The organism is Bradyrhizobium sp. GW821-FHT13H05, from assembly GCF_058804065.1.
On sequence record NZ_JBXAPO010000007.1, the window covers coordinates 1 to 21,207 of the forward strand.

Annotated in this window: 14 protein-coding genes and 1 tRNA gene; 13 read left to right on the forward strand and 2 right to left on the reverse strand. The window is 63.4% G+C overall.

Going from position 1 to position 21,207, the window contains the following annotated elements; all coding sequences use genetic code 11:
- Window positions 1–896: 896 nt before the first annotated feature.
- Window positions 897–1,682: an SDR family NAD(P)-dependent oxidoreductase gene (locus AC1RR3_RS21620; protein WP_018322223.1), complete on the reverse strand. Its 786-nt coding sequence runs from the start codon at window positions 1,680–1,682 to the stop codon at window positions 897–899.
- 133 nt (window positions 1,683–1,815) lie between these two features.
- On the opposite strand from AC1RR3_RS21620, the gene AC1RR3_RS21625 reads away from it, so the two are divergent.
- Both AC1RR3_RS21625 and AC1RR3_RS21630 read left to right on the forward strand, forming a co-directional pair.
- The gene (locus AC1RR3_RS21625; RefSeq protein WP_492825163.1) at window positions 1,816–2,514 is read left to right on the forward strand and encodes a histidine phosphatase family protein; all 699 of its coding nucleotides are present in this window, start codon (window positions 1,816–1,818) and stop codon (window positions 2,512–2,514) included.
- Between the two features lie 70 nt (window positions 2,515–2,584).
- Complete coding sequence (locus AC1RR3_RS21630) at window positions 2,585–3,352, forward strand: SDR family NAD(P)-dependent oxidoreductase (protein WP_492825164.1); 768 nt, start codon at window positions 2,585–2,587, stop codon at window positions 3,350–3,352.
- 207 nt (window positions 3,353–3,559) lie between these two features.
- Here AC1RR3_RS21630 and AC1RR3_RS21635 read toward each other — a convergent pair whose 3' ends face one another.
- Window positions 3,560–4,783 (reverse strand): serine hydrolase domain-containing protein, encoded by a 1,224-nt coding sequence (locus AC1RR3_RS21635; protein WP_492825165.1) that lies wholly within the window; start codon window positions 4,781–4,783, stop codon window positions 3,560–3,562.
- Window positions 4,784–4,932: 149 nt separating this feature from the next.
- Between AC1RR3_RS21635 and AC1RR3_RS21640 the strand changes: the two genes are divergently transcribed.
- The 11 genes from AC1RR3_RS21640 (at window position 4,933) to AC1RR3_RS21690 (ending at window position 21,119) form a co-directional block, all read left to right on the forward strand.
- A tRNA-Trp gene (locus tag AC1RR3_RS21640) sits at window positions 4,933–5,008 on the forward strand.
- Window positions 5,009–5,350: 342 nt separating this feature from the next.
- A complete protein-coding gene (gene secE, locus AC1RR3_RS21645; RefSeq protein ID WP_007611620.1) occupies window positions 5,351–5,542 on the forward strand; it encodes a preprotein translocase subunit SecE in 192 nt (63 codons plus the stop codon).
- Complete coding sequence (gene nusG, locus AC1RR3_RS21650; RefSeq protein WP_015685389.1) at window positions 5,542–6,099, forward strand: transcription termination/antitermination protein NusG; 558 nt, start codon at window positions 5,542–5,544, stop codon at window positions 6,097–6,099. Before secE ends, nusG begins: the two co-directional genes overlap by 1 nt.
- Window positions 6,100–6,231: 132 nt before the next feature.
- The gene (gene rplK, locus AC1RR3_RS21655; RefSeq protein WP_008136439.1) at window positions 6,232–6,660 is read left to right on the forward strand and encodes a 50S ribosomal protein L11; all 429 of its coding nucleotides are present in this window, start codon (window positions 6,232–6,234) and stop codon (window positions 6,658–6,660) included.
- Window positions 6,661–6,666: 6 nt separating this feature from the next.
- Window positions 6,667–7,359 carry a 50S ribosomal protein L1 gene (rplA, locus tag AC1RR3_RS21660; protein ID WP_492825166.1) on the forward strand — a complete coding sequence of 231 codons (693 nt, stop codon included), beginning with the start codon at window positions 6,667–6,669 and terminating at the stop codon, window positions 7,357–7,359.
- 90 nt (window positions 7,360–7,449) lie between these two features.
- Window positions 7,450–8,403 (forward strand): 2-hydroxyacid dehydrogenase, encoded by a 954-nt coding sequence (locus tag AC1RR3_RS21665; RefSeq protein ID WP_492825167.1) that lies wholly within the window; start codon window positions 7,450–7,452, stop codon window positions 8,401–8,403.
- A gap of 583 nt (window positions 8,404–8,986) precedes the next feature.
- Window positions 8,987–9,505 (forward strand): 50S ribosomal protein L10, encoded by a 519-nt coding sequence (rplJ, locus tag AC1RR3_RS21670; protein ID WP_492825168.1) that lies wholly within the window; start codon window positions 8,987–8,989, stop codon window positions 9,503–9,505.
- 54 nt (window positions 9,506–9,559) lie between these two features.
- Window positions 9,560–9,937: a 50S ribosomal protein L7/L12 gene (gene rplL, locus AC1RR3_RS21675; protein WP_028152883.1), complete on the forward strand. Its 378-nt coding sequence runs from the start codon at window positions 9,560–9,562 to the stop codon at window positions 9,935–9,937.
- Between the two features lie 484 nt (window positions 9,938–10,421).
- Entirely contained in the window at window positions 10,422–14,540 is a 4,119-nt protein-coding gene (gene rpoB / locus AC1RR3_RS21680; protein WP_492825169.1) for a DNA-directed RNA polymerase subunit beta, read from the forward strand.
- Between the two features lie 129 nt (window positions 14,541–14,669).
- Window positions 14,670–18,866: a DNA-directed RNA polymerase subunit beta' gene (gene rpoC, locus AC1RR3_RS21685; RefSeq protein ID WP_492825170.1), complete on the forward strand. Its 4,197-nt coding sequence runs from the start codon at window positions 14,670–14,672 to the stop codon at window positions 18,864–18,866.
- A 192-nt stretch (window positions 18,867–19,058) separates the two neighbouring features.
- Complete coding sequence (locus AC1RR3_RS21690; RefSeq protein ID WP_492825171.1) at window positions 19,059–21,119, forward strand: FAD-dependent oxidoreductase; 2,061 nt, start codon at window positions 19,059–19,061, stop codon at window positions 21,117–21,119.
- The last annotated feature ends 88 nt before the right edge of the window (window positions 21,120–21,207 follow it).

Consider the following 21,207-nt stretch of genomic DNA (forward strand, 5'->3'; position numbering starts at 1 on the left):
CGAGAGGATGACGCAAAAAGGGATTGACTAACTGAGGCCCGTTACAGAAGCCCGGATGGAGCGCAGCGCAATCCGGGTCCGCTCTTTCCGCCTGGATGGAGTCCCGGATTTCGCTGCGCTCCATCCGGGCTACAAGATGTCGCGTTGCCCGACGGGCAAAACACCCAAGCGGTCGGTCAATCCGAGCCGTCAAAAATATTCCACTTTACCGAAATTCGGAAACGGCGTATGTGTCGCCTCACTCCGGCCCAAGGAAGAGGGGCGTATCGCGATCGTCACGAACGCGGGCCGGGCGGCGGTGGACGCTGGTCTCATCGGCGCGAAAAGCTTCGCAGGGCGGGCAACCGTGAGCGAAGACCTCGCGCCAACGACAGGTGTGATCTGCGTACGGCAAAATCGTGTCGTCCTGGCGCCCGGGGTCTGTGCGCCAAGTCTTGCGGTGATGTGGCGGCCCAACCGGGTCCGCGCATCAGCCATCCGCAAGGCGACGGGGGCAATAGTGCAACGCTCCCCGGGGAGAGCACGACATAAGCCGTTCCAACCATCGCGCAGGGAAGGCCGGGATGCTCCGGTTGCCCTGTTACCCGCTGTGCATGAAGCATGCGCAATCTGCTCATGGCATAGCGGTCAATGGGAGCCAGCCGGCTCCCGGCCTTCCCTGCGCCCTCTTTCATCGGGGGTGAAGCGGCGAAGCAAAGCTCGGGCGAAACAAGCCGCGAGGATGATGAGCCATGTCAGCCGTTCAACGACAGTCTCGTGCCCCGGGCGCTGCGCAGCGCAAAGCGGTGCGCTGCAGAACCGGGGCCCATGCATCAGCGTGCCGTGCGGCCTGCTGGGTCCCGGCTCTGCAGAGCGGCACTGTGTGCCGCGCCGCATCCGGGACACGAGAGCGCGTGCTAAACCGGCTTGCCCGTATAGGGCATCGACGCCGTCAGGCCACCGTCCACCGGGAACGCCTGGCCATTCACATACGACGCCTCGTCGCTGGCCAGAAACAGTCCCATCGCCGCGAGCTCGTGCGGCTGGCCGGGACGCTTGAGCGGATTGAGCTGGCCGATCTTGTCCTGGGTGCCGCGCTCCTTGGCGCGGTCGAAGATCGGCTTGGTCATGCCGGTTTCGATCAGGCCGGGGCATACCGCGTTGATGCGCACGCCGGTGCCGGTGAGCGAATAGGCGGTGGTCTGCACCAGCGAAATCACGCCGGCCTTGCTCGCGGCATAGGGATGACCGCTGGCGCCAGCCTTGAGGCCTGCGACGGACGCCGTGAGCACGATCGCGCCGGACTGCTGCTTCACCATGTGCGGCATCGCGTGCTTCACCGCGAGGAACGGCCCGATCAGATTGACGCGCAACACTTCCTGCCAGTGCTCCACGGTCTGCTCGCCGAGCGGGACGAGTCCGCCGGAGACGCCGGCATTGGCCCAGATCACGTCGAGCCGGCCATGCGTCTTCACCGCCTTGTCGATCACGGCGATGACGTCGGTCTCGGAGCCCGCATCCGCGATCATGGCTTCTGCGACACCGCCGGCCTTCTTCACCTCGTCGACGGTCTCCTTCACCGCCTCGGTGCGATCGACCGCGATCAGTTTTGCGCCTTCCCTGGTGAAGAGGAGTGCTGCCGCGCGGCCGATGCCGCTGCCGGCGCCGGTGATGATGACGGATTTGCCTTGCAGACGGCCCATGCGTTTCTCCCTTTGCTTCGCACGCGACGCTTGCCGCGCAACGGAATTTCAAACAAGATTTCAAACGGTAAAGTGTCTTGAGACACGTTCACTACTCACGTACAGCGACATCAAACGGGATGGAAGGGTTTCGATGGCAACCGCAGACAAGCCCAATGTGGTCACGACGCGATGGTGGTGGGTCCGTCATGCGCCGGTGCGCAATGACGGCGGCAACATCTACGGGCAGAGCGATCTCCCCTGCGACACCAGCGACACCTACGTGTTCAATGCTGTTGCCAAGGTGCTGCCACGCAAGGCGGTCTGGTATTCGAGCAATCTGATGCGCACGCATCAGACCGCTGAGGCGATCTGGGCCGCCGGATTCCCAAAGCCTGCGTCGATGACATGGGAAGCAGACCTCGCCGAACAAAATCTCGGCCGCTGGCAAGGCATGAACCGCGCCCAGTTCATCGCGAGCCGTCCCGTCGGCTCGAGCTGGTTCGCCGACATCAACGAGCCCGCGCCCGGCGGCGAGAGTTTTATGGACCTCTACAACCGTGCGCGCCGCGTCATCGATCGGATCAACGTCGAGGCTGCGGGCCAGGACGTGATCGCGGTCGCGCATGGCGGCACCATCAAGGCGGCGATCGGGCTTGCGCTCGACGGCCAGGTCGAGCGGGCGCTCTCGTTCGACATCGACAATTGCTCGATCACGCGGCTCGACTATTTTTCAAGTTCTGAGCGCTCGGTCTGGCGATTGCCGATGGTGAACCAGCAGCCGTGGATCGCCGATGATGCGCATGCGGAGATGCATCAGCTTGCCGGACCGGAAGTCAAGAAGCTCGCCTGAGCAATTGTCCGGTCTCGCGATCGCGGCGTAAGCTTCAGGCCAATTCAAATCATAACTCTGGGAGAGAAACATGACCTTGTTCGACATGAAGGGGAAAGTCGCCGTCATCACCGGATCGACGCGCGGCATCGGGCTCGCGATCGCCGAACGCATGGCCGAGCACGGCGCCAAGGTCGTGATCTCCTCACGCAAGGCTGACGTCTGTGACCAGGTCGCCAAGGGCATCAACGACAAGTTCGGCACGGGCACCGCGGTCGCGATCGCCGCCAACATCTCGTCGAAAGAGAATCTGCAAAACCTGATCGACGAGAGCAACCGCGCCTTCGGCAGGATCGACGTGCTGGTCTGCAATGCCGCGTCGAACCCGTATTACGGCCCGCTCGCCGGAATCTCCGACGATCAGTTCAGAAAAATTCTGGACAACAACATCGTCGCCAACAACTGGCTGATCTCGATGGTGGTGCCGCAGATGATCGAGCGCAAGGACGGCTCGGTCATCATCGTCTCCTCGATCGGCGGCCTCAAGGGTTCGACCATCCTCGGCGCCTACGCCATCTCGAAGGCCGCCGACATGCAGCTCGCGCGCAACCTCGCTTGCGAATACGGCAAGCACAATATCCGCGTGAACTGCATCGCGCCCGGCCTGATCAAGACCGATTTTGCCAAGGCGCTGTGGGACAATCCGGAGAATTTGAAAGCCTCGACCTCGCGCTCGCCGCTGCTGCGCATCGGCATTCCCGACGAGATCGCGGGCGCAGCCGTGTTCCTGGGTTCGAAGGCGGGCGACTTCATGACCGGCCAGACCATGGTGATCGACGGCGGCGCGACGATTAGTTGAGGCGTGAGATCAGGCCGAGGTGTGGCCGCGACGCATGCTGCGCTCCCTCTCCCGCTTGCGGGAGAGGGGTGGGGAGAGGGTGCTTCCGCAATGGGACAATCCCCAAGCTGAGAGAACCCTCACCCGGCGCTACGCGCCGACCTCTCCCGCAAGCGGGAGAGGTTACACCGAGCGTGTCGCTCGACCGTTCGATTCACGAAAGCAAGCTCACTCCACCGCCGCGTAAACCAGATCCCGTACCAAGGTCCGCGTAAAATCGCGCTGGCCCGGGCCCTGGCTCATGAACACCACGAACAGGTCCTCCTTCGGATCGATCCAGAAGAACGTGCCGGCAATGCCGCTCCAGAAATACTGGCCGACGCTGCCGGGGAAGGGCGCGATGCCGGCCTCGCGGCGCACGGCGAAGCCGAGGCCAAAGCCGTGGCCGGGCGAGAGCAGGGTGCCGTTGGTCACGACGTGCGGCCCGAGATGATCGGAGGCCATCAGCTCCAGCGTCTTGCGGCCGATGATCCTGTTGCCATCGAGCGTGCCGCCACTGCGCAGCATCAGCGCGAAGCGGGCGTAATCCATCGTGGTCGAGACCAGGCCGCCGCCGCCTGACTCCATCACCGGCACCTCCAGCATGTTGAACAGCGCAACCTTGTCGCCGGTCCAGGGATCGGCTTCGAACGGCTGGGCGAGCCTGTTGGCGTTCGCCTCTGAGGCCGAGAAAGCGGTTTCAGTCATCTGAAGCGGCGCCAGGATGCGCTCGGCGAGGTACGCGCCGAGCGACTTGCCGCTGACGACCTCGATGATGCGGCCGAGGATGTCGGTGGAGCGGCTGTAGTTGAACTCGTCGCCGGGATGGCAGACCAGCGGGAAGCTCGCCACCAGCGCGGCGTGCTCGGCATTGGTGATCTTGCGGCTGCGGACGCGGGACTCCTGGTAGATCTTGTGCACGGGGCCGTCGCCCTGATGCTCGTAGGTCAGGCCCGAGGTGTGGCGGAGCAGGTCCTGCACCGTCATCGGCCGCTTCGGCGGAACCAGTTCCAGCCTGCCGCCGCTGACGACACCGACCTTCTGGTTGGCGAACTCCGGGATGAACTTGGCCACGGGATCGCCGAGCAGCAGATGGCCGTCCTCGACCAGCGCCATGATGCCGACCGACACGATCGGCTTGGTCATCGAGAAGATCCGGAAGATCGAATCAAGCGCCATCGGCGCCGACCCGCCCGGGCTCTGCTTGCCGAGCGCCTCGAACCAGCCGACCTGGCCGCGGCGGGCCACCAGCACGGTCACCCCGGGGACGGTTCCCTTGTCGATCTCGCGCCTGAACGCGTCCGACATCGCCTGGAGGCGGGGGCGCGAGAGGCCCAGCGTTTCCGGCTTGGCCTCGGGCAAAGGCGGGGTTGTCGGCGCGGTCGAGGGGCGAGGGGCAGCTGTCGCGGTCATGTTCACTCCCGGGGGCACATTATTATCGGGAACGAACTGTGGCCCAGAAGGCGCGGCACAAACAAGCGAAGCCAGCGCGCTTCACCCTTGCAATCCGGCCGTCCCCTGTGCTTGAAAGCGCCCCTGATCCGCGGCGACGCAGGGTCCGTAGGAGTGTAGCTCAATTGGTAGAGCACCGGTCTCCAAAACCGGGGGTCGCAGGTTCGAGCCCTGCCACTCCTGCCAGCTAATCCCGACAATCAGGATCGACAGGCAGGACAGCGGCGGGCCCAAAGCTCGGACCGTGGGTGATGGGGACGAGGTAAGCCATTGATCCGGATCAGGTCCGCGGCAGGCGGCCTCGGGCATCCGGGCCGGCCCACACCTTGACCTTTGGCCCTATCCGCAGTATCTACCCCGCACTCGCAGCCGGCCCGTTAGACGCGGATCTCCGGCGCGGCTTTGAAATCCCCGAACAATCGAGCCCGGTTTCCGGCTCATCCTTCGAGACAGAGGGCTGGGCCAACGGCGGCTGTTCGGATCCCTGAAATTCATTTGCGTCTGTCGACGGACGCTGGACCTCAAACGATGGCAGTCAGCCCGTTCAAGTTCTTGCAGGAAGTGCGCTCGGAGACCGCCAAGGTCACCTGGCCGACTCGCCGCGAGACCACGATCACCACCATCATGGTGTTCGTGATGGTCGCCGTGGCCTCGATCTTCTTCTTCGCCGCCGACCAGATCATCCGCTACCTCATCACCTTCCTTTTGGGCATTCACTGATGGCTACAGCCGCTGCAACCCAATCGTCCGACAAGCGCTGGTACATCGTCCACGCCTATTCGAACTTCGAGAAGAAGGTCGCCGAATCGATCCGCGAGCAGGCCAAGCAGCGCGGGCTCGAGGAGCTGTTCGAGCTGGTGCTGGTTCCGACCGAGAAGGTCACGGAAGTACGCCGCGGCCGCAAGATCGACGCCGAGCGCAAGTTCTTCCCAGGCTATGTGCTGGTGAAGATGAAGCTGACCGACGAGGCGTTTCATCTGATCAAGAACACGCCGAAGGTGACGGGCTTCCTCGGCGCCGAGAACAAGCCGATGCCGATCTCGGAATCCGAGGCCATGCGCATCCTGCACCAGGTGCAGGAGGGCGTGGAACGGCCGAAGGCGTCGGTGTCGTTCGAGATCGGCGAGAACGTGCGCGTGGCCGACGGCCCGTTCGCCTCGTTCTCGGGTGTGGTCGAGGAAATCGACGAGGCGCGCTCGCGCGTGAAGGTCGCGGTGTCGATCTTCGGCCGCGCCACGCCGGTCGAACTGGAATTCGGTCAGGTCGAGAAGGTCTGATCGGACGAGGCGTGAGGCTTCGGTCTCACGCTAGCAAGAGGCCGTGGGAGGAAGAGGGCGGTTGCCAGCCGCGCTCGATCCCAACCACGGAACCTGAAACCGCCGGCCTGGCCGGCACAACAGGAGTGATACATGGCAAAGAAAGTGACCGGATACCTGAAGCTTCAGGTCCCGGCCGGTGCGGCGAATCCTTCGCCCCCGATCGGTCCCGCGCTTGGTCAGCGCGGTCTCAACATCATGGAGTTCTGCAAGGCGTTCAACGCCCAGACCCAGAAGGAAGAGAAGAACACCCCGATTCCCGTTGTGATCACGATCTACGCCGATCGTTCGTTCACGTTCGAGATGAAGACCCCTCCGATGTCGTTCTTCCTCAAGCAGGCTGCCAAGATCCAGTCCGGCTCGAAGGCGCCGGGCCGCGACAAGGCCGGCAAGGTGACCAAGGCGCAGGTGCGCGAGATCGCCGAGAAGAAGATGAAGGATCTCAATTGCGACACCATCGAATCGGCCATGAAGATGGTCGAGGGCTCTGCCCGTTCGATGGGTCTGGAAGTGGCGGGGTAAGGGCTCATGGCAATCGGAAAGCGTTTGAACAAAGCCCGCGAAGGTGTTGACCGCGAAAAGCTTTACCCGCTCGCGGACGCCATCAAGATGGTCAAGGAACGCGCGAAAGCGAAGTTCGACGAGACCATCGAGGTCGCGATCAATCTCGGCGTCGATCCGCGTCACGCCGACCAGATGGTCCGCGGCGTCGTGACCCTGCCGAACGGCACCGGCCGTACGCTCCGCGTCGGCGTGTTCGCCCGCGGCGCCAAGGCCGATGAAGCCAAGGCCGCCGGTGCTGACGTCGTCGGTGCCGAAGACCTGGTCGAGAAGGTGCAGAACGGCACGATCGATTTCGATCGTTGTATTGCGACCCCCGACATGATGCCGCTGGTCGGCCGTCTCGGTAAGGTGCTGGGCCCGCGCGGCCTGATGCCGAACCCGAAGATCGGCACCGTGACCATGGACGTCACCGGTGCGGTGAAGGGTGCCAAGGGCGGCTCGGTCGAGTTCCGCGTCGAGAAGGCCGGCATCCTGCAGGCCGGCGTCGGCAAGGCCTCGTTCTCCGAGGAGAAGCTGGTCGAGAACATCAAGGCTCTGGCCGATGCTGTCTCGAAGGCGAAGCCGGCCGGCTCCAAGGGTACCTACATCCAGCGCGTTGCGGTGTCCTCGACGATGGGCCCCGGCGTGAAGGTCGAGCCGGGCACCATTCTCGGCTAAGGTTCGGAAATTGCATGAGGCGAGGGGCGGAATCGGGCGACCGATTCCGCCCCTTTCGTTTGTCTGCGGCATTCATCGGAAACAAGAACAATGGCTGACAAGGTCCTGGTCTACGCGCGCTTTCCCAAGACGATGCTGGCGCGCTTCGCCGAACGGTTCGAGCTGCTCGACACCGGCGGCAAGCCCGCGCACGAGGTGCTTTCGGCGGACGAGATCGGCAACGTCCGCGCGATGCTCGCCCAGGGTGGCGGCGCGCTCGGCGCCGAGGCGATGGATCTGTTTCCAAAGCTCGGCGCCATCGTCTGCTACGGCACCGGCTATGACGGCGTCGACCTGAAGGCGGCAGCCGCCCGCAACATCGCGGTCGGCCACAGTCCCGGCGCCAACGCGGCCTCGGTCGCCGATATCGCCATGACCCTGATGCTGGCGACGACCCGCCGGCTCCTCGTCGCCGATCAATATGTCCGCAGCGGTGATTGGGCATCGTCAAAGCAGTCGCCGTTGATGCGCGCGCAGGCCGGCATGCCCAGCCGCCGCATCGGCATCTACGGCATGGGTGAGATTGGCCGCAAGATCGCCGCACGCTGTGCCGCCTTCGAGAGCGAGGTCGGCTATTTCAGTCGCACCAGATACGATCTGCCCTATCAATATTTTCCGACGCTGGAGGCGCTGGCCGACTGGTGCAGCGTACTGATGATCGCGGTCCGGGCAGGGGCCGAGACCCAGCACATGGTCAACGCCGACATCCTCAGGCGCCTCGGCGCGGACGGCTACGTCGTCAATATCTCCCGCGGCTCGGTCATCGACGAGAAGGCCCTGGTCGCGGCGCTCACCGACAAGACCATCGCCGGCGCCGGCCTCGACGTGTTCGAGAAGGAACCGCACGCCCCCGACGCGCTGACCGCGCTCCCCAACGTCGTGCTCGCCCCCCATCTCGGCGGCCACACCCTCGAATCGCACGTCGCCATGCAGAACTGCGTGTTGGCGAACCTGACCGCGTTCTTCGAGGGCAAGCCGCTGCCTTACGGGGTCAAATCGACCTGAATCGGCCCTTGCCGGCCCGCCTCAACCCCCGCCGGCAACGGATTGGAACTGGTGTGAATTTTGCTCTTGGCAAGCGGGCAGAGAGCGGTTAAAGAACCGCTTCCGGACGTGCCGGCCTCGGCTGGCGCGTTCGTGCACGCATTCCGAAAACCCGACAAGACAGGAGATCATTCCTTTTCAGGACGTCCGTGAGGATTTGCCGGAAAAGGAAGGAAAACCCGTCGGTTGGTGGGGTGCGGGCAGGGGTCGGACGGTTCGCCGTCGGGCCTTGTCCTGTCCAAGACTGCAGGCGCCCGCGAGGAGTTTCGATTTCTCAACGGCTTAATCGCATGGCCTGCATAGACGGGTGAAGACCGGATTTCACTTCGCCTTCCACCTTAACGGTGGTTGCGAAACGGGTCTGGTTCGGACCTCGACACGCCGTGGGCCTTCGCGGGCTCCCGGAGGGCAGGCTTTGAATTGTCGTCTCGCCCGGCGCGTGTCCGAAGGGGGTTTGGCCCCGAGGTTCAGGTTTTGGGTGGGACGATGGGTGCAACCCGGCGGTCCCGCTTTTGCGATGACCGCCAACCGGAAAGAGCTTGCTGTGGAACGAGCGGCAAAAAAGGAAGCGGTCGAACAGCTCAATGGGGTCTTCAAGACCACGAGCGTCGCGGTCGTTGCCCAATATTCCGGCCTGACCGTTGCCCAGATGCAGAAGCTGCGTACGCAGATGAAGCAGGCTGGTGCCTCGGTGAAGGTCTCGAAGAACCGTCTCGCCAAAATTGCTCTTGAAGGCACTGACGTCGTTGCCATCGGCCCCATGCTGAAGGGGCCGACCGTGATCGCCACTTCGAACGATCCGGTAGCGGCGCCAAAGGTCGCCGTCGAATTCGCCAAGGCGAACGAAAAGTTCGTCATCATTGGCGGCTCGATGGGAACGACCGTCCTGAATGTCGACGGCGTGAAGGCGCTTGCCTCGCTGCCGTCGCTTGACGAACTGCGTGCAAAGCTCGTCGGCCTGCTTGTGGCCCCGGCGACCAAGCTTGCTCAGCTCGCCAACGCGCCCGCGGGCAAGCTCGCGCGCGTCATCCAGGCTCATGCCTCAAAGGGCGAAGCGGCCTGACGCCCTTCGCAAAACTCAAACCCGAACCAGACATACACTCAAGGAAACTGAACAATGGCTGACTTGCAGAAGATCGTTGACGACCTCTCGAGCCTCACCGTGCTCGAAGCTGCCGAACTCGCGAAGCTCCTCGAAGAGAAGTGGGGCGTTTCGGCTGCCGCGGCTGTCGCCGTGGCCGGCCCGGCTGGTGGTGGCGCTGCTGCCGCTCCGGCTGAAGAGAAGACCGAGTTCACGGTCGTTCTCGCCGCCGCTGGCGACAAGAAGATCGAAGTCATCAAGGAAGTCCGCGCCATCACCGGCCTGGGCCTGAAGGAAGCAAAGGACCTCGTCGAGGGCGCGCCGAAGCCTGTCAAGGAAGGCGTGAACAAGGACGAAGCCGAGAAGATCAAGGTCCAGCTCGAGAAGGCTGGCGCGAAGGTCGAACTCAAGTAAGCGCAAGCTTGCTGGTACGAGATTCCGGGCGCGCATCAAGCGGCGCCCGGGATCTTGGTCTCCCTCAAGAGGGCTGGCCAGATGCAAAAGGCGTGCGACGGAACGTCCCGACGCAGGCTGAACACGAAAAAGTGTGGGGATTTGAGGGTTTACCCCTCGAATCTGCACTATTGTCGCCCCATATCGGTTCGACAGCACGAAAGCGCGGTGGGCAGGGAGTCCGGTTTCCCTGTAAGCCGTTGGGAGAGCAGGCTATTTCGGGCTTTTGCAGTCCGTGAAGACAATCGTTGTGACGGGCGGGCGTGCCTATGCGCCCCGCGCGTCGTTTTGCGTTTTGAAGGTCTGAAGAACAGATTCAGGACATGACGGCCTGAATCTGGATTTTCGGTCCCCCAAAACGGGTTCGAAAAATTCAACCCGGGGAGCGGCGGCAGCTGCGTCCTGGACGGCGCGCCCAGTGCGGGCGACGAAATGAGAGGCCACGATGGCGCAGCAGACATTCACCGGTCGCAAACGCGTTCGCAAGTTCTTCGGACACATCAAGGAAGTCGCCGAGATGCCGAACCTCATCGAGGTTCAGAAGGCGTCCTATGACCAGTTCCTGATGGTCGACGAACCCCAGGGTGGCCGTCTCGACGAGGGTCTCCAGGCGGTGTTCCGCTCGGTGTTTCCGATCTCCGACTTCTCGGGCACCTCGATGCTGGAATTCGTCCGCTACGAGTTCGAGCAGCCGAAATATGACGTCGACGAGTGCCGCCAGCGCGGCATGACCTTCGCGGCGCCGCTGAAGGTGACGCTGCGCCTCATCGTGTTCGATATCGACGAGGAAACCGGCGCGAAGTCGGTCAAGGACATCAAGGAGCAGGACGTCTACATGGGCGATATCCCGCTCATGACGATGAACGGCACCTTCATCGTCAACGGCACCGAGCGCGTCATCGTCTCGCAGATGCACCGGTCGCCCGGCGTGTTCTTCGACCACGACAAGGGCAAGACCCATTCCTCGGGCAAGCTGCTGTTCGCTGCCCGCGTGATCCCGTATCGCGGCTCCTGGCTCGACATCGAGTTCGACGCCAAGGACATCGTCTATGCGCGTATCGACCGTCGCCGCAAGATTCCGGTGACGTCGCTGATGTTCGCCCTCGGCCTCGACGGCGAGGCGATCCTGTCCACGTTCTACAAGAAGATCCTCTACAAGCGGACCAAGGAAGGCTGGCGCGTTCCGTTCGACGCCAACCGTTTCCGTGGCTACTCGACCGTCAACGATTTGATCGACGCCGATACCGGCAAGGTCGTGCTCGAGGCCGGCAAGAAGCTCACCGTGCGCGGTGCGCGTCAGATGCAGGAGAAGGGCCTCAAGGCACTGCGCCTGTCGGATGAGGAGCTCGTCGGCAATTATCTCGCCGAGGACCTCGTCAACCCGAAGACCGGTGAGATCCACGCCGAAGCCGGTGAAGAGATCACCGACAAGAGCATGAAGGCGCTCAACGAGCACGGCTACAAGGAGCTGCCGCTGCTCGACATCGACCACGTCAATGTCGGCCCCTATATCCGCAACACGCTCTCGGCCGACAAGAACATGACGCGCGAAGACGCGCTGTTCGACATCTACCGTGTGATGCGTCCGGGCGAGCCGCCGACGCTGGATTCGGCGCAGGCGATGTTCCAGTCGCTGTTCTTCGATGCCGAGCGCTACGACCTCTCCGCGGTCGGCCGCGTCAAGATGAACATGCGCCTCGACCTCGATGCGCCCGACACCCAGCGCACGCTGCGCAAGGAAGACATCCTCTCCGTCATCAAGACGCTGGTGGATTTGCGCGACGGCAAGGGCGAGATCGACGACATCGACCATCTCGGCAACCGCCGTGTGCGCTCGGTCGGCGAGCTCATGGAGAACCAGTACCGCATCGGCCTCCTGCGCATGGAGCGCGCGATCAAGGAGCGCATGTCCTCCGTCGATATCGACACGGTCATGCCGCAGGACCTGATCAACGCCAAGCCGGCGGCTGCCGCCGTGCGCGAGTTCTTCGGCTCCTCGCAGCTCTCGCAGTTCATGGACCAGACCAATCCGCTGTCGGAGATCACCCACAAGCGCCGCCTGTCGGCGCTTGGACCGGGCGGTCTGACCCGCGAGCGCGCCGGCTTCGAGGTGCGCGACGTGCATCCGACGCATTACGGCCGCATCTGCCCGATCGAGACGCCGGAAGGTCCGAACATCGGTCTGATCAACTCGCTCGCGACCTTCGCGCGCGTCAACAAGTACGGCTTCGTCGAGACGCCTTATCGCAAGGTCAAGGACGGCCGGGTCACCGACGAGGTCGTGTACCTCTCGGCGATGGAAGAGGGCCGCTACACGGTCGCGCAGGCCAACGTGCCGCTCGACCCGAAGGGCCGCTTCACCGAAGACCTCGTTGTCTGCCGTCACGCCGGCGAAGTCTTGCCGGTGACGCCGGACAAGGTCGACTACATGGACGTGTCGCCGAAGCAGCTCGTCTCCGTCGCCGCGGCGCTGATCCCGTTCCTCGAGAACGACGACGCCAACCGCGCGCTGATGGGCTCGAACATGCAGCGCCAGGCGGTGCCGCTGGTTCGCGCCGAGGCGCCGTTCGTCGGCACCGGCATGGAAGGCGTCGTTGCCCGTGACTCGGGTGCAGCGATCGCGGCGCGCCGTTCGGGCGTGATCGACCAGATCGACGCGACCCGCGTCGTCATCCGCGCCACGGAAGATCTCGATCCGACCAAGTCGGGCGTCGATATCTACCGTCTGATGAAGTACCAGCGCTCCAACCAGTCGACCTGCATCAACCAGCGTCCGCTGGTGAAGGTCGGCGACATCGTCAAGAAGGGCGACATCATCGCCGACGGTCCGTCGACCGATCTCGGCGAGCTCGCGCTTGGCCGTAACGTGCTCGTCGCGTTCATGCCGTGGAACGGCTACAACTTCGAAGACTCGATCCTGCTCTCCGAGCGGATCGTGAAGGAAGACGTCTTCACCTCGATCCACATCGAGGAATTCGAAGTGATGGCCCGTGACACCAAGCTGGGCCCCGAGGAAATCACCCGCGACATTCCGAACGTCTCGGAAGAAGCGCTGAAGAACCTCGACGAAGCCGGTATCGTCTACATCGGTGCGGAAGTGCGCGCCGGCGACATCCTGGTCGGCAAGATCACGCCGAAGGGCGAAAGCCCGATGACGCCGGAAGAAAAGCTCCTGCGCGCCATCTTCGGCGAAAAGGCCTCGGACGTTCGCGACACCTCGCTGCGCGTTCCCCCGGGCGTGCAGGGCACGATCGTGGAAGTCCGCGTGTTCAACCGTCACGGCGTCGACAAGGACGAGCGTGCGCTGGCGATCGAGCGGGAAGAGATCGAGCGTCTGGCCAAGGACCGCGACGACGAACAGGCGATCCTGGACCGCAACGTCTACAACCGTCTTGCCGAGCTGCTCGAAGGGCGGCAGGGCATTGCCGGTCCGAAGGGCTTCAAGAAGGACACCAAGATCACCCGTGCGGTGCTCGAGGAGTACCCGAAGTCGCAGTGGTGGCTGTTCGCTTCGCCGAACGACAAGCTGATGGCCGAGATCGAGGCCATGCGGAAGCAGTACGACGAGTCGAAGAAGGGCCTTGAACAGCGCTTCCTCGACAAGGTCGAGAAGCTTCAGCGTGGTGACGAATTGCCGCCCGGCGTGATGAAGATGGTCAAGGTCTTCGTCGCGGTGAAGCGCAAGATCCAGCCCGGCGACAAGATGGCCGGCCGCCACGGCAACAAGGGCGTGGTGTCGAAGATCGTGCCGATCGAGGACATGCCGTTCCTCGAAGACGGTACGCACGCCGACATCGTGCTCAACCCGCTGGGCGTGCCTTCGCGCATGAACGTCGGACAGATCCTCGAGACCCATCTCGGCTGGGCCTGCGCCGGCCTCGGCAAGCGTATCGGCCAGACGGTCGATGCGTACCTGTCGAAGCAGGACATCAGGCCGCTGAAGGAAACCTTGAAGAAGGTCTACGGCGAGGACGAGACGATCAAGTCGCTCAACGACAACGAGTTGATCGAGCTCGGCCATAACCTCAGCCGCGGCGTGCCGATCGCGACGCCGGTGTTCGACGGCGCCAAGGAAGCCGACATCGAGGAGATGCTGAAGCTTGCCGGTCTCGACGCTTCGGGTCAGTCGACCGTCTATGACGGCCGCACCGGCGATGCGTTCGATCGCAAGGTGACGGTGGGCTACATCTACATGCTCAAGCTGCACCATCTCGTCGACGACAAGATCCACGCACGTTCGATCGGTCCGTACTCGCTCGTCACCCAGCAGCCGCTGGGCGGCAAGGCGCAGTTCGGCGGCCAGCGCTTCGGCGAAATGGAGGTGTGGGCGCTCGAGGCTTACGGCGCGGCGTACACGCTCCAGGAGATGCTGACGGTGAAGTCGGACGACGTCGCCGGCCGTACCAAGGTGTACGAGGCGATCGTGCGCGGCGACGACACGTTCGAGGCCGGTATTCCGGAATCGTTCAACGTGCTGGTCAAGGAAATGCGCTCGCTCGGCCTCAACGTCGACCTGCACAACTCCAAGGTGGGACCGGCGCCGACGTCGGAAGCAGCCGAGTAATACGACCTTTCATGCCCGGCCTTCACGGCCGGGCATTGGCGCCCCTCCCGAGGCCTTGAGGGCAGGGCGCCCCGATTGAGTGATTTTCGAATTTGCGGCCGTAGGCGACCGGCACGCGAGGAGAAGACGATGAACCAAGAAATTATGAATCTCTTCAACCCGACGACTCCGGCTCAGGTCTTCGACCAGATCCGGATCTCGATCGCGTCTCCCGAGAAGATTCTGTCCTGGTCCTACGGCGAGATCAAGAAGCCGGAGACCATCAACTACCGTACCTTCAAGCCCGAGCGCGACGGCCTGTTCTGCGCCCGCATCTTCGGGCCGATCAAGGACTACGAGTGCTTGTGCGGCAAGTACAAGCGCATGAAGTACAAGGGCATCATCTGCGAGAAGTGCTCGGTCGAGGTCACGCTGTCGCGCGTCCGGCGCGAGCGCATGGGCCATATCGAGCTCGCAGCCCCCGTCGCCCACATCTGGTTCCTGAAGTCGCTGCCCTCGCGCATCGGCCTGCTGCTGGACATGACGCTGAAGGATCTCGAGCGGATCCTCTACTTCGAATATTACGTCGTGCTCGAGCCGGGTCTCACCGCGCTCAAGGACCGTCAGCTGCTGTCGGAAGACGAGTATCTGAAGGCGCAGGACGAGTACGGCCAGGATAGCTTCACCGCCATGATCGGCGCCGAAGCGATCCGCGAGCTGCTCAAGGGCATGGACCTCGAGAAGCTCGAAGCCACCTTGCGCCTCGAGATGCAGGAGACCGACTCCGACATCAAGCACAAGAAGCTCGCCAAGCGCCTGAAGATCGTGGAAGCGTTCCGCCACTCCGGCAACAAGCCGGAATGGATGATCATGACCGTGGTGCCGGTGATTCCGCCGGACCTGCGTCCGCTGGTGCCGCTCGACGGCGGCCGCTTCGCGACCTCTGATCTCAACGACCTCTACCGCCGCGTCATCAACCGCAACAACCGCTTGAAGCGGCTGATGGAGCTGCGCGCGCCCGACATCATCATCCGCAACGAGAAGCGCATGCTTCAGGAAGCGGTCGATGCGCTGTTCGACAACGGCCGCCGCGGCCGCGTCATCACGGGTGCCAACAAGCGTCCGTTGAAGTCGCTCGCCGACATGCTCAAGGGCAAGCAGGGCCGCTTCCGTCAGAACCTGCTCGGCAAGCGCGTCGACTATTCGGGCCGTTCGGTGATCGTGGTCGGTCCCGAACTGCGCCTGCATCAGTGCGGCCTGCCGAAGAAGATGGCGCTCGAGCTGTTCAAGCCGTTCATCTACTCGCGGCTTGACGCCAAGGGCCTGTCCACCACGGTGAAGCAGGCCAAGAAGCTGGTCGAGAAGGAGCGGCCCGAGGTCTGGGACATCCTGGACGAGGTCATCCGCGAGCATCCGGTGCTGCTCAACCGCGCGCCGACGCTGCATCGCCTGGGCATCCAGGCGTTCGAGCCGGTGCTGATCGAGGGCAAGGCGATCCAGCTTCACCCGCTGGTCTGCTCCGCGTTCAACGCCGACTTCGACGGCGACCAGATGGCCGTGCACGTCCCGCTGTCGCTCGAAGCGCAGCTGGAAGCGCGCGTCCTGATGATGTCGACCAACAACATCCTGCATCCGGCGAACGGCCAGCCGATCATCGTGCCGTCGCAGGACATCGTGCTCGGTCTCTATTACGTCTCGATCATGCGTGAAGGCCTGCCCGGCGAGGGCAAGGTGTTCGGCGACATGGCCGAGCTCGAGCACGCCCTGCATGCGAAGGTCATCCACCTCCACACCAAGATCAAGTATCGGTGGGAGGGCATCGACGAGACCGGCAAGATCTCCAAGCGCTGGATCGAGACCACCGCCGGCCGCGTCATGCTCGGCAATCTGCTGCCGAAGAATCCGCGGGTCCCGTACGAGATCATCAACAAGCTGATGACCAAGCGCGAGATCTCCGGCGTCATCGACCAGGTCTACCGCCACTGCGGCCAGAAGGAGACGGTGATCTTCTGCGACCGCATCATGGCGCTCGGCTTCTACAACGCGTTCAAGGCCGGCATCTCGTTCGGCAAGGACGACATGGTCGTGCCGCACTCCAAGTGGAAGATCGTCGACACCACCCGTACGCTGGCGAAGGATTTCGAGCAGCAGTACAACGACGGTCTGATCACCCATGGCGAGAAGTACAACAAGGTCGTCGACGCCTGGTCGAAGGCCACGGAAGAAATCGCCAAGGCGATGATGAAGGAGATCTCCTCGACCAAGAAGACGGCGAGCGGGGCGGATGCCGACATCAACTCGATCTACATGATGGCTCACTCCGGTGCCCGCGGTTCGCCGGCCCAGATGCGCCAGCTCGCCGGCATGCGCGGCCTGATGGCCAAGCCGTCGGGTGAGATCATCGAGACGCCGATCATCTCGAACTTCAAGGAAGGCCTCTCGGTGCTCGAGTACTTCAACTCGACCCACGGCGCCCGTAAGGGTCTCGCGGACACCGCGTTGAAGACCGCGAACTCCGGCTACCTGACCCGTCGTCTGGTCGACGTCGCGCAGGACTGCATCATCACGCAGAGCGACTGCGGCACCAAGCTCGGCATCAAGATGCGCGCCATCGTCGATGCCGGCACCGTGGTCGCTTCGCTCGGCTCGCGCATCCTCGGACGCACGGCCTGCGAAGACATCCGTGACAGCTCCGGCAAGGTGATCATCAAGCGCGATACGCTGATGGAAGAGAGCCATCTGGACGCCATCCAGCAGGGTGGCGTGCAGGAGGTGAAGATCCGCTCGGCGCTGACCTGCGAACTCGTCAACGGCATCTGCGGCAAGTGCTACGGCCGCGACCTCGCCCGCGGCACGCCGGTCAACCACGGCGAAGCGGTTGGCGTCATCGCGGCGCAGTCGATCGGCGAGCCGGGCACCCAGCTCACCATGCGCACCTTCCACATCGGCGGTGCGGCGCAGCTCAACGAGCAGTCTTTCGTCGAAGCCAATTTCGACGGCAAGATCGTGATCAGGAACAAGGCCATCGCCCGCAACAGCGAAGGTCACCTGGTCGCAATGGTCCGCAACATGGTGGTGGCGATCGTCGATGCCGACGGCACCGAGCGTGCGACGCACCGCGTCCAGTACGGCTCGCGCCTGCACGTCGACGAGGGCGACACCGTCAAGCGCGGCCAGCGCATCGTCGAGTGGGATCCCTACACCCGTCCGCTGCTCACCGAAGTCGAAGGTACCATCGGCTTCGAGGATCTGGTCGAGGGGCAGTCGATCTCGGAAACGCTCGACGAAGCCACCGGTATCGCCAAGCGCGTGGTCATCGACTGGCGCTCGACCCGCGGCGGCGGGGACCTGCGTCCAGCCATCGTGATCAAGGGCAAGGACGGCAAGGTGCTCAAGCTCGCCCGTGGCGGCGATGCCCGCTACATGCTGTCGGTCGACGCCATTCTCTCGGTCGACGTCGGAGCCAAGGTCAATCCGGGCGACATCCTCGCCCGTGTCTCGACCGAAAGCGCCAAGACGCGTGACATCACCGGCGGTCTGCCGCGGGTGGCGGAACTGTTCGAGGCTCGGCGTCCGAAGGATGCGGCGATCATCGCCGAAATCTCGGGCACCATTCGGTTCGGGCGCGACTACAAGAACAAGCGTCGCATCTCGATCGAGCCGATGGACAAGACTGAAGAGGCGCGCGAGTACCTGATTCCGAAGGGCAAGCACATCCACCTTCAGGACGGCGACGTCGTCGAAAAGGGCGACTTCATCGTGGAAGGCAACCCGGCGCCGCACGACATCCTTGCGGTCAAGGGCATCGAGGAGCTCGCGGCCTATCTGGTCAACGAGATCCAGGAGGTCTACCGGCTCCAGGGCGTGCTCATCAACGACAAGCACATCGAGGTGATTGTCCGTCAGATGCTCCAGAAGGTGGAAGTCACCGACCAGGGCGACACGGACATGATCTCCGGCGAGCAGGTCGACAAGATCGAGTTCGACGCGCTGAACGAGAAGGCCAAGGAAGAGGGCAAGAAGATCGCCACGGGGACGCCGGTTCTGCTCGGCATCACCAAGGCGAGCCTCCAGACCCGCTCCTTCTTCTCGGCGGCCTCGTTCCAGGAGACCACCCGCGTCCTCACGGAAGCGGCGGTCAACGGCAAGGTCGATCCGCTCGAAGGCCTCAAGGAGAACGTCATCGTCGGCCGGCTGATCCCGGCAGGCACCGGCGCCTCCATGGCCAAGATCCGCGAAGTCGCGATGAAGCGCGACAAGCTGATCCTGGACGAGCGCGAGAAGCAGGCGGCCGTCGTGTCGCCCGCGCCGGAAGCGGAGCTTCCTGCGCTGCCGCCCGCGGAATGATGGTTCATCCGTAGGAATACCGAGGACAATGAAAAGGCCGGCGAAAGCCGGCCTTTTTGCTGCTTTGTTTCCTTGTTGCGGTGCAGGATCAACCTTTGTTCATCTTTCCTTCAGGCGCAAAAGCGCTTCTGCTAGGGGAGCTTAGACCGGTGGTCCCGTGACGGGGGCAGGGCCGGAGACCACGGAACTGACATGCTTGATCTCGCAATCGTAGGCGGCGGCCCCGGCGGGCTGATGAGCGCCTGGTACCTGAAGCGTAAGCTCGGCGACCTCTGCCGCGTCACCATCTATGAGGCCTCCGACCGGCTCGGCGGCAAGATCGTCACGCGCAAATTCGATTCCGCACCGGCGATGTACGAAGCCGGCGTCGCCGAGATCTACGACTACTCGATGACCGGCCCCGATCCGCTGCGCGAGCTGATCCAGCATTTCGGACTCCAGACCATTCCGATGGACGCCGAGCAGGTGCAGTTCGGCGGCGAGCTGCTCGACGACGTCGCCGGCATGCGCCGCCGCTACGGCGCCAAGACCGCGGCCGCGATCGAGTCGTTCCGCAAGCGCTGCGCCGAGACGATGTCGCCGATCGAATATTACGAGGGCGTCGGCGCGCACGACAACGAGAACCCCTGGGCCTACAAGACCGCCGAGCAGGTGCTCGACGAGGAGGTCGAGGACGAAACCGCAAAGCGTTTCTTCAAGGTGATGGCGCGCTCGGACATCGCGACCGAAAGCCACAACACCAACGGCCTCAACGCGCTCAAGAACTATCTGATGGATGTCGACGGCTATATCGGCCTCTATTCCATCCAGAACGGCAACGAGCAGCTGATCGAGTGCCTGCAGTCGGAGGTCAATGCCGACATCCAGCTCAATCACCGCGTGCTCACCGTCGGCAAGGCGCCGACCGGCCGCTACCAGCTCAAGATGATGAACGGCAAGGGACCGGAGACGCGCGACTTCGACCTCGTGCTGGTTTGCCTGCCGCATTCCTGGCTCGGGACCGTCGGCTGGGAAGGCGAGCAGCTCCGCAAGTCGATGGTCAAGCACGTCTCGTATTTCGACCGCCCCGCGCATTATCTGCGCGTTTCGATCCTGTTCGACTCCCCGTTCTGGGGCGACAAGATTTCCGGCGCCTGGTTCATGTCGGAGGCCTTCGGCGGCTGCTGCGTCTACAACGAGGGCGCGCGCCACGACGTCGGCAAGCACGGCGTGTTGAACTGGCTCATTCCCGGCTCCGACGCGCTGGCCTTCGCCAATCTGTCGGACCAGGAATTGTTCGACGCCGCGCTGAAATCGCTGCCGGCCTCGCTCGGCGATGCCCGTGCGCATTTCATGGAAGGCAAGATTCACCGCTGGCTGTCGTCGGTGAACGCGATTCCGGGCGGTCTGCCGGTGCGTGACGTGATGACCAATCATCGGCCGGAGCCGAAGGATCATCCCGGCATCGTCGTGGTCGGCGACTATCTGTTCGACTCGACGCTGAACGGCCTGCTCGATTCCTCGGACGCTGCGACCGACATCATCCTGACCGAGATGATGCGCCTGCGCCGCGAGCGCGCACAGGACGACAAGCCGCTCTCGGACAAGATCGACCGCGACTATTTCGAGAACTATCGCGGCCTCGGCCCCTATAGCGAAGCGTGGCAGCATTTCACGGATCCCGATTATCTGACAAAGCTGATCGGCATCGTCTGGGGCAAGGCCAAGGGCGCCAAGTTGCTGGTCGCCGGTTCCGCCAGCGGCGAGCTGGTCGGCGCGCTGCGCGAGCGCGGCATCGATGCCTTCGGCGTCGAGAACAACCGTGCCATTCACGCCAAAACGCCGAAGGCGCTGAAGAAGTACAACAAGCTCGGCTCGATCACCGACATGCCGTTCAAGGACGGCAGCTTCGACTTCGTGTTCGAGACCAGCCTGTGCCACCTTTCCCCGAAGCAGGTGGTCCGTGCGATCCGCGAGCTCAATCGTGTGGTCAAGACCGGCCTCGTGTTCGGCTCGGTCACCTCGGACATGGCATCAGCCGTGATCGACCGCTACGACCTCCTGCGCGGGGTCAAGAAGCTCGGCACCTGGTGGGAATGGTCCGAGCTGTTCTTCGGCAACGGCTTCGATCTGTCGATGCACCGCAAGGACTGCACCGATGCGCTCTGGGAGGCGACGCTCGCCGCCAACAAGGGCCCGGGCCAGTGGTACGCCGACGCTGACTCTTTGCGTTATTCGTTCTTCGACAAGGTCGAGGACGAAGACGAGGACTAGCCCAAGGGATTGGAAACGGGCGAGCCAATTGCTTTGCCGAATTCATCCTGATCGCATAGAATCAGTGCAATAGCGGTCACCGCTATGT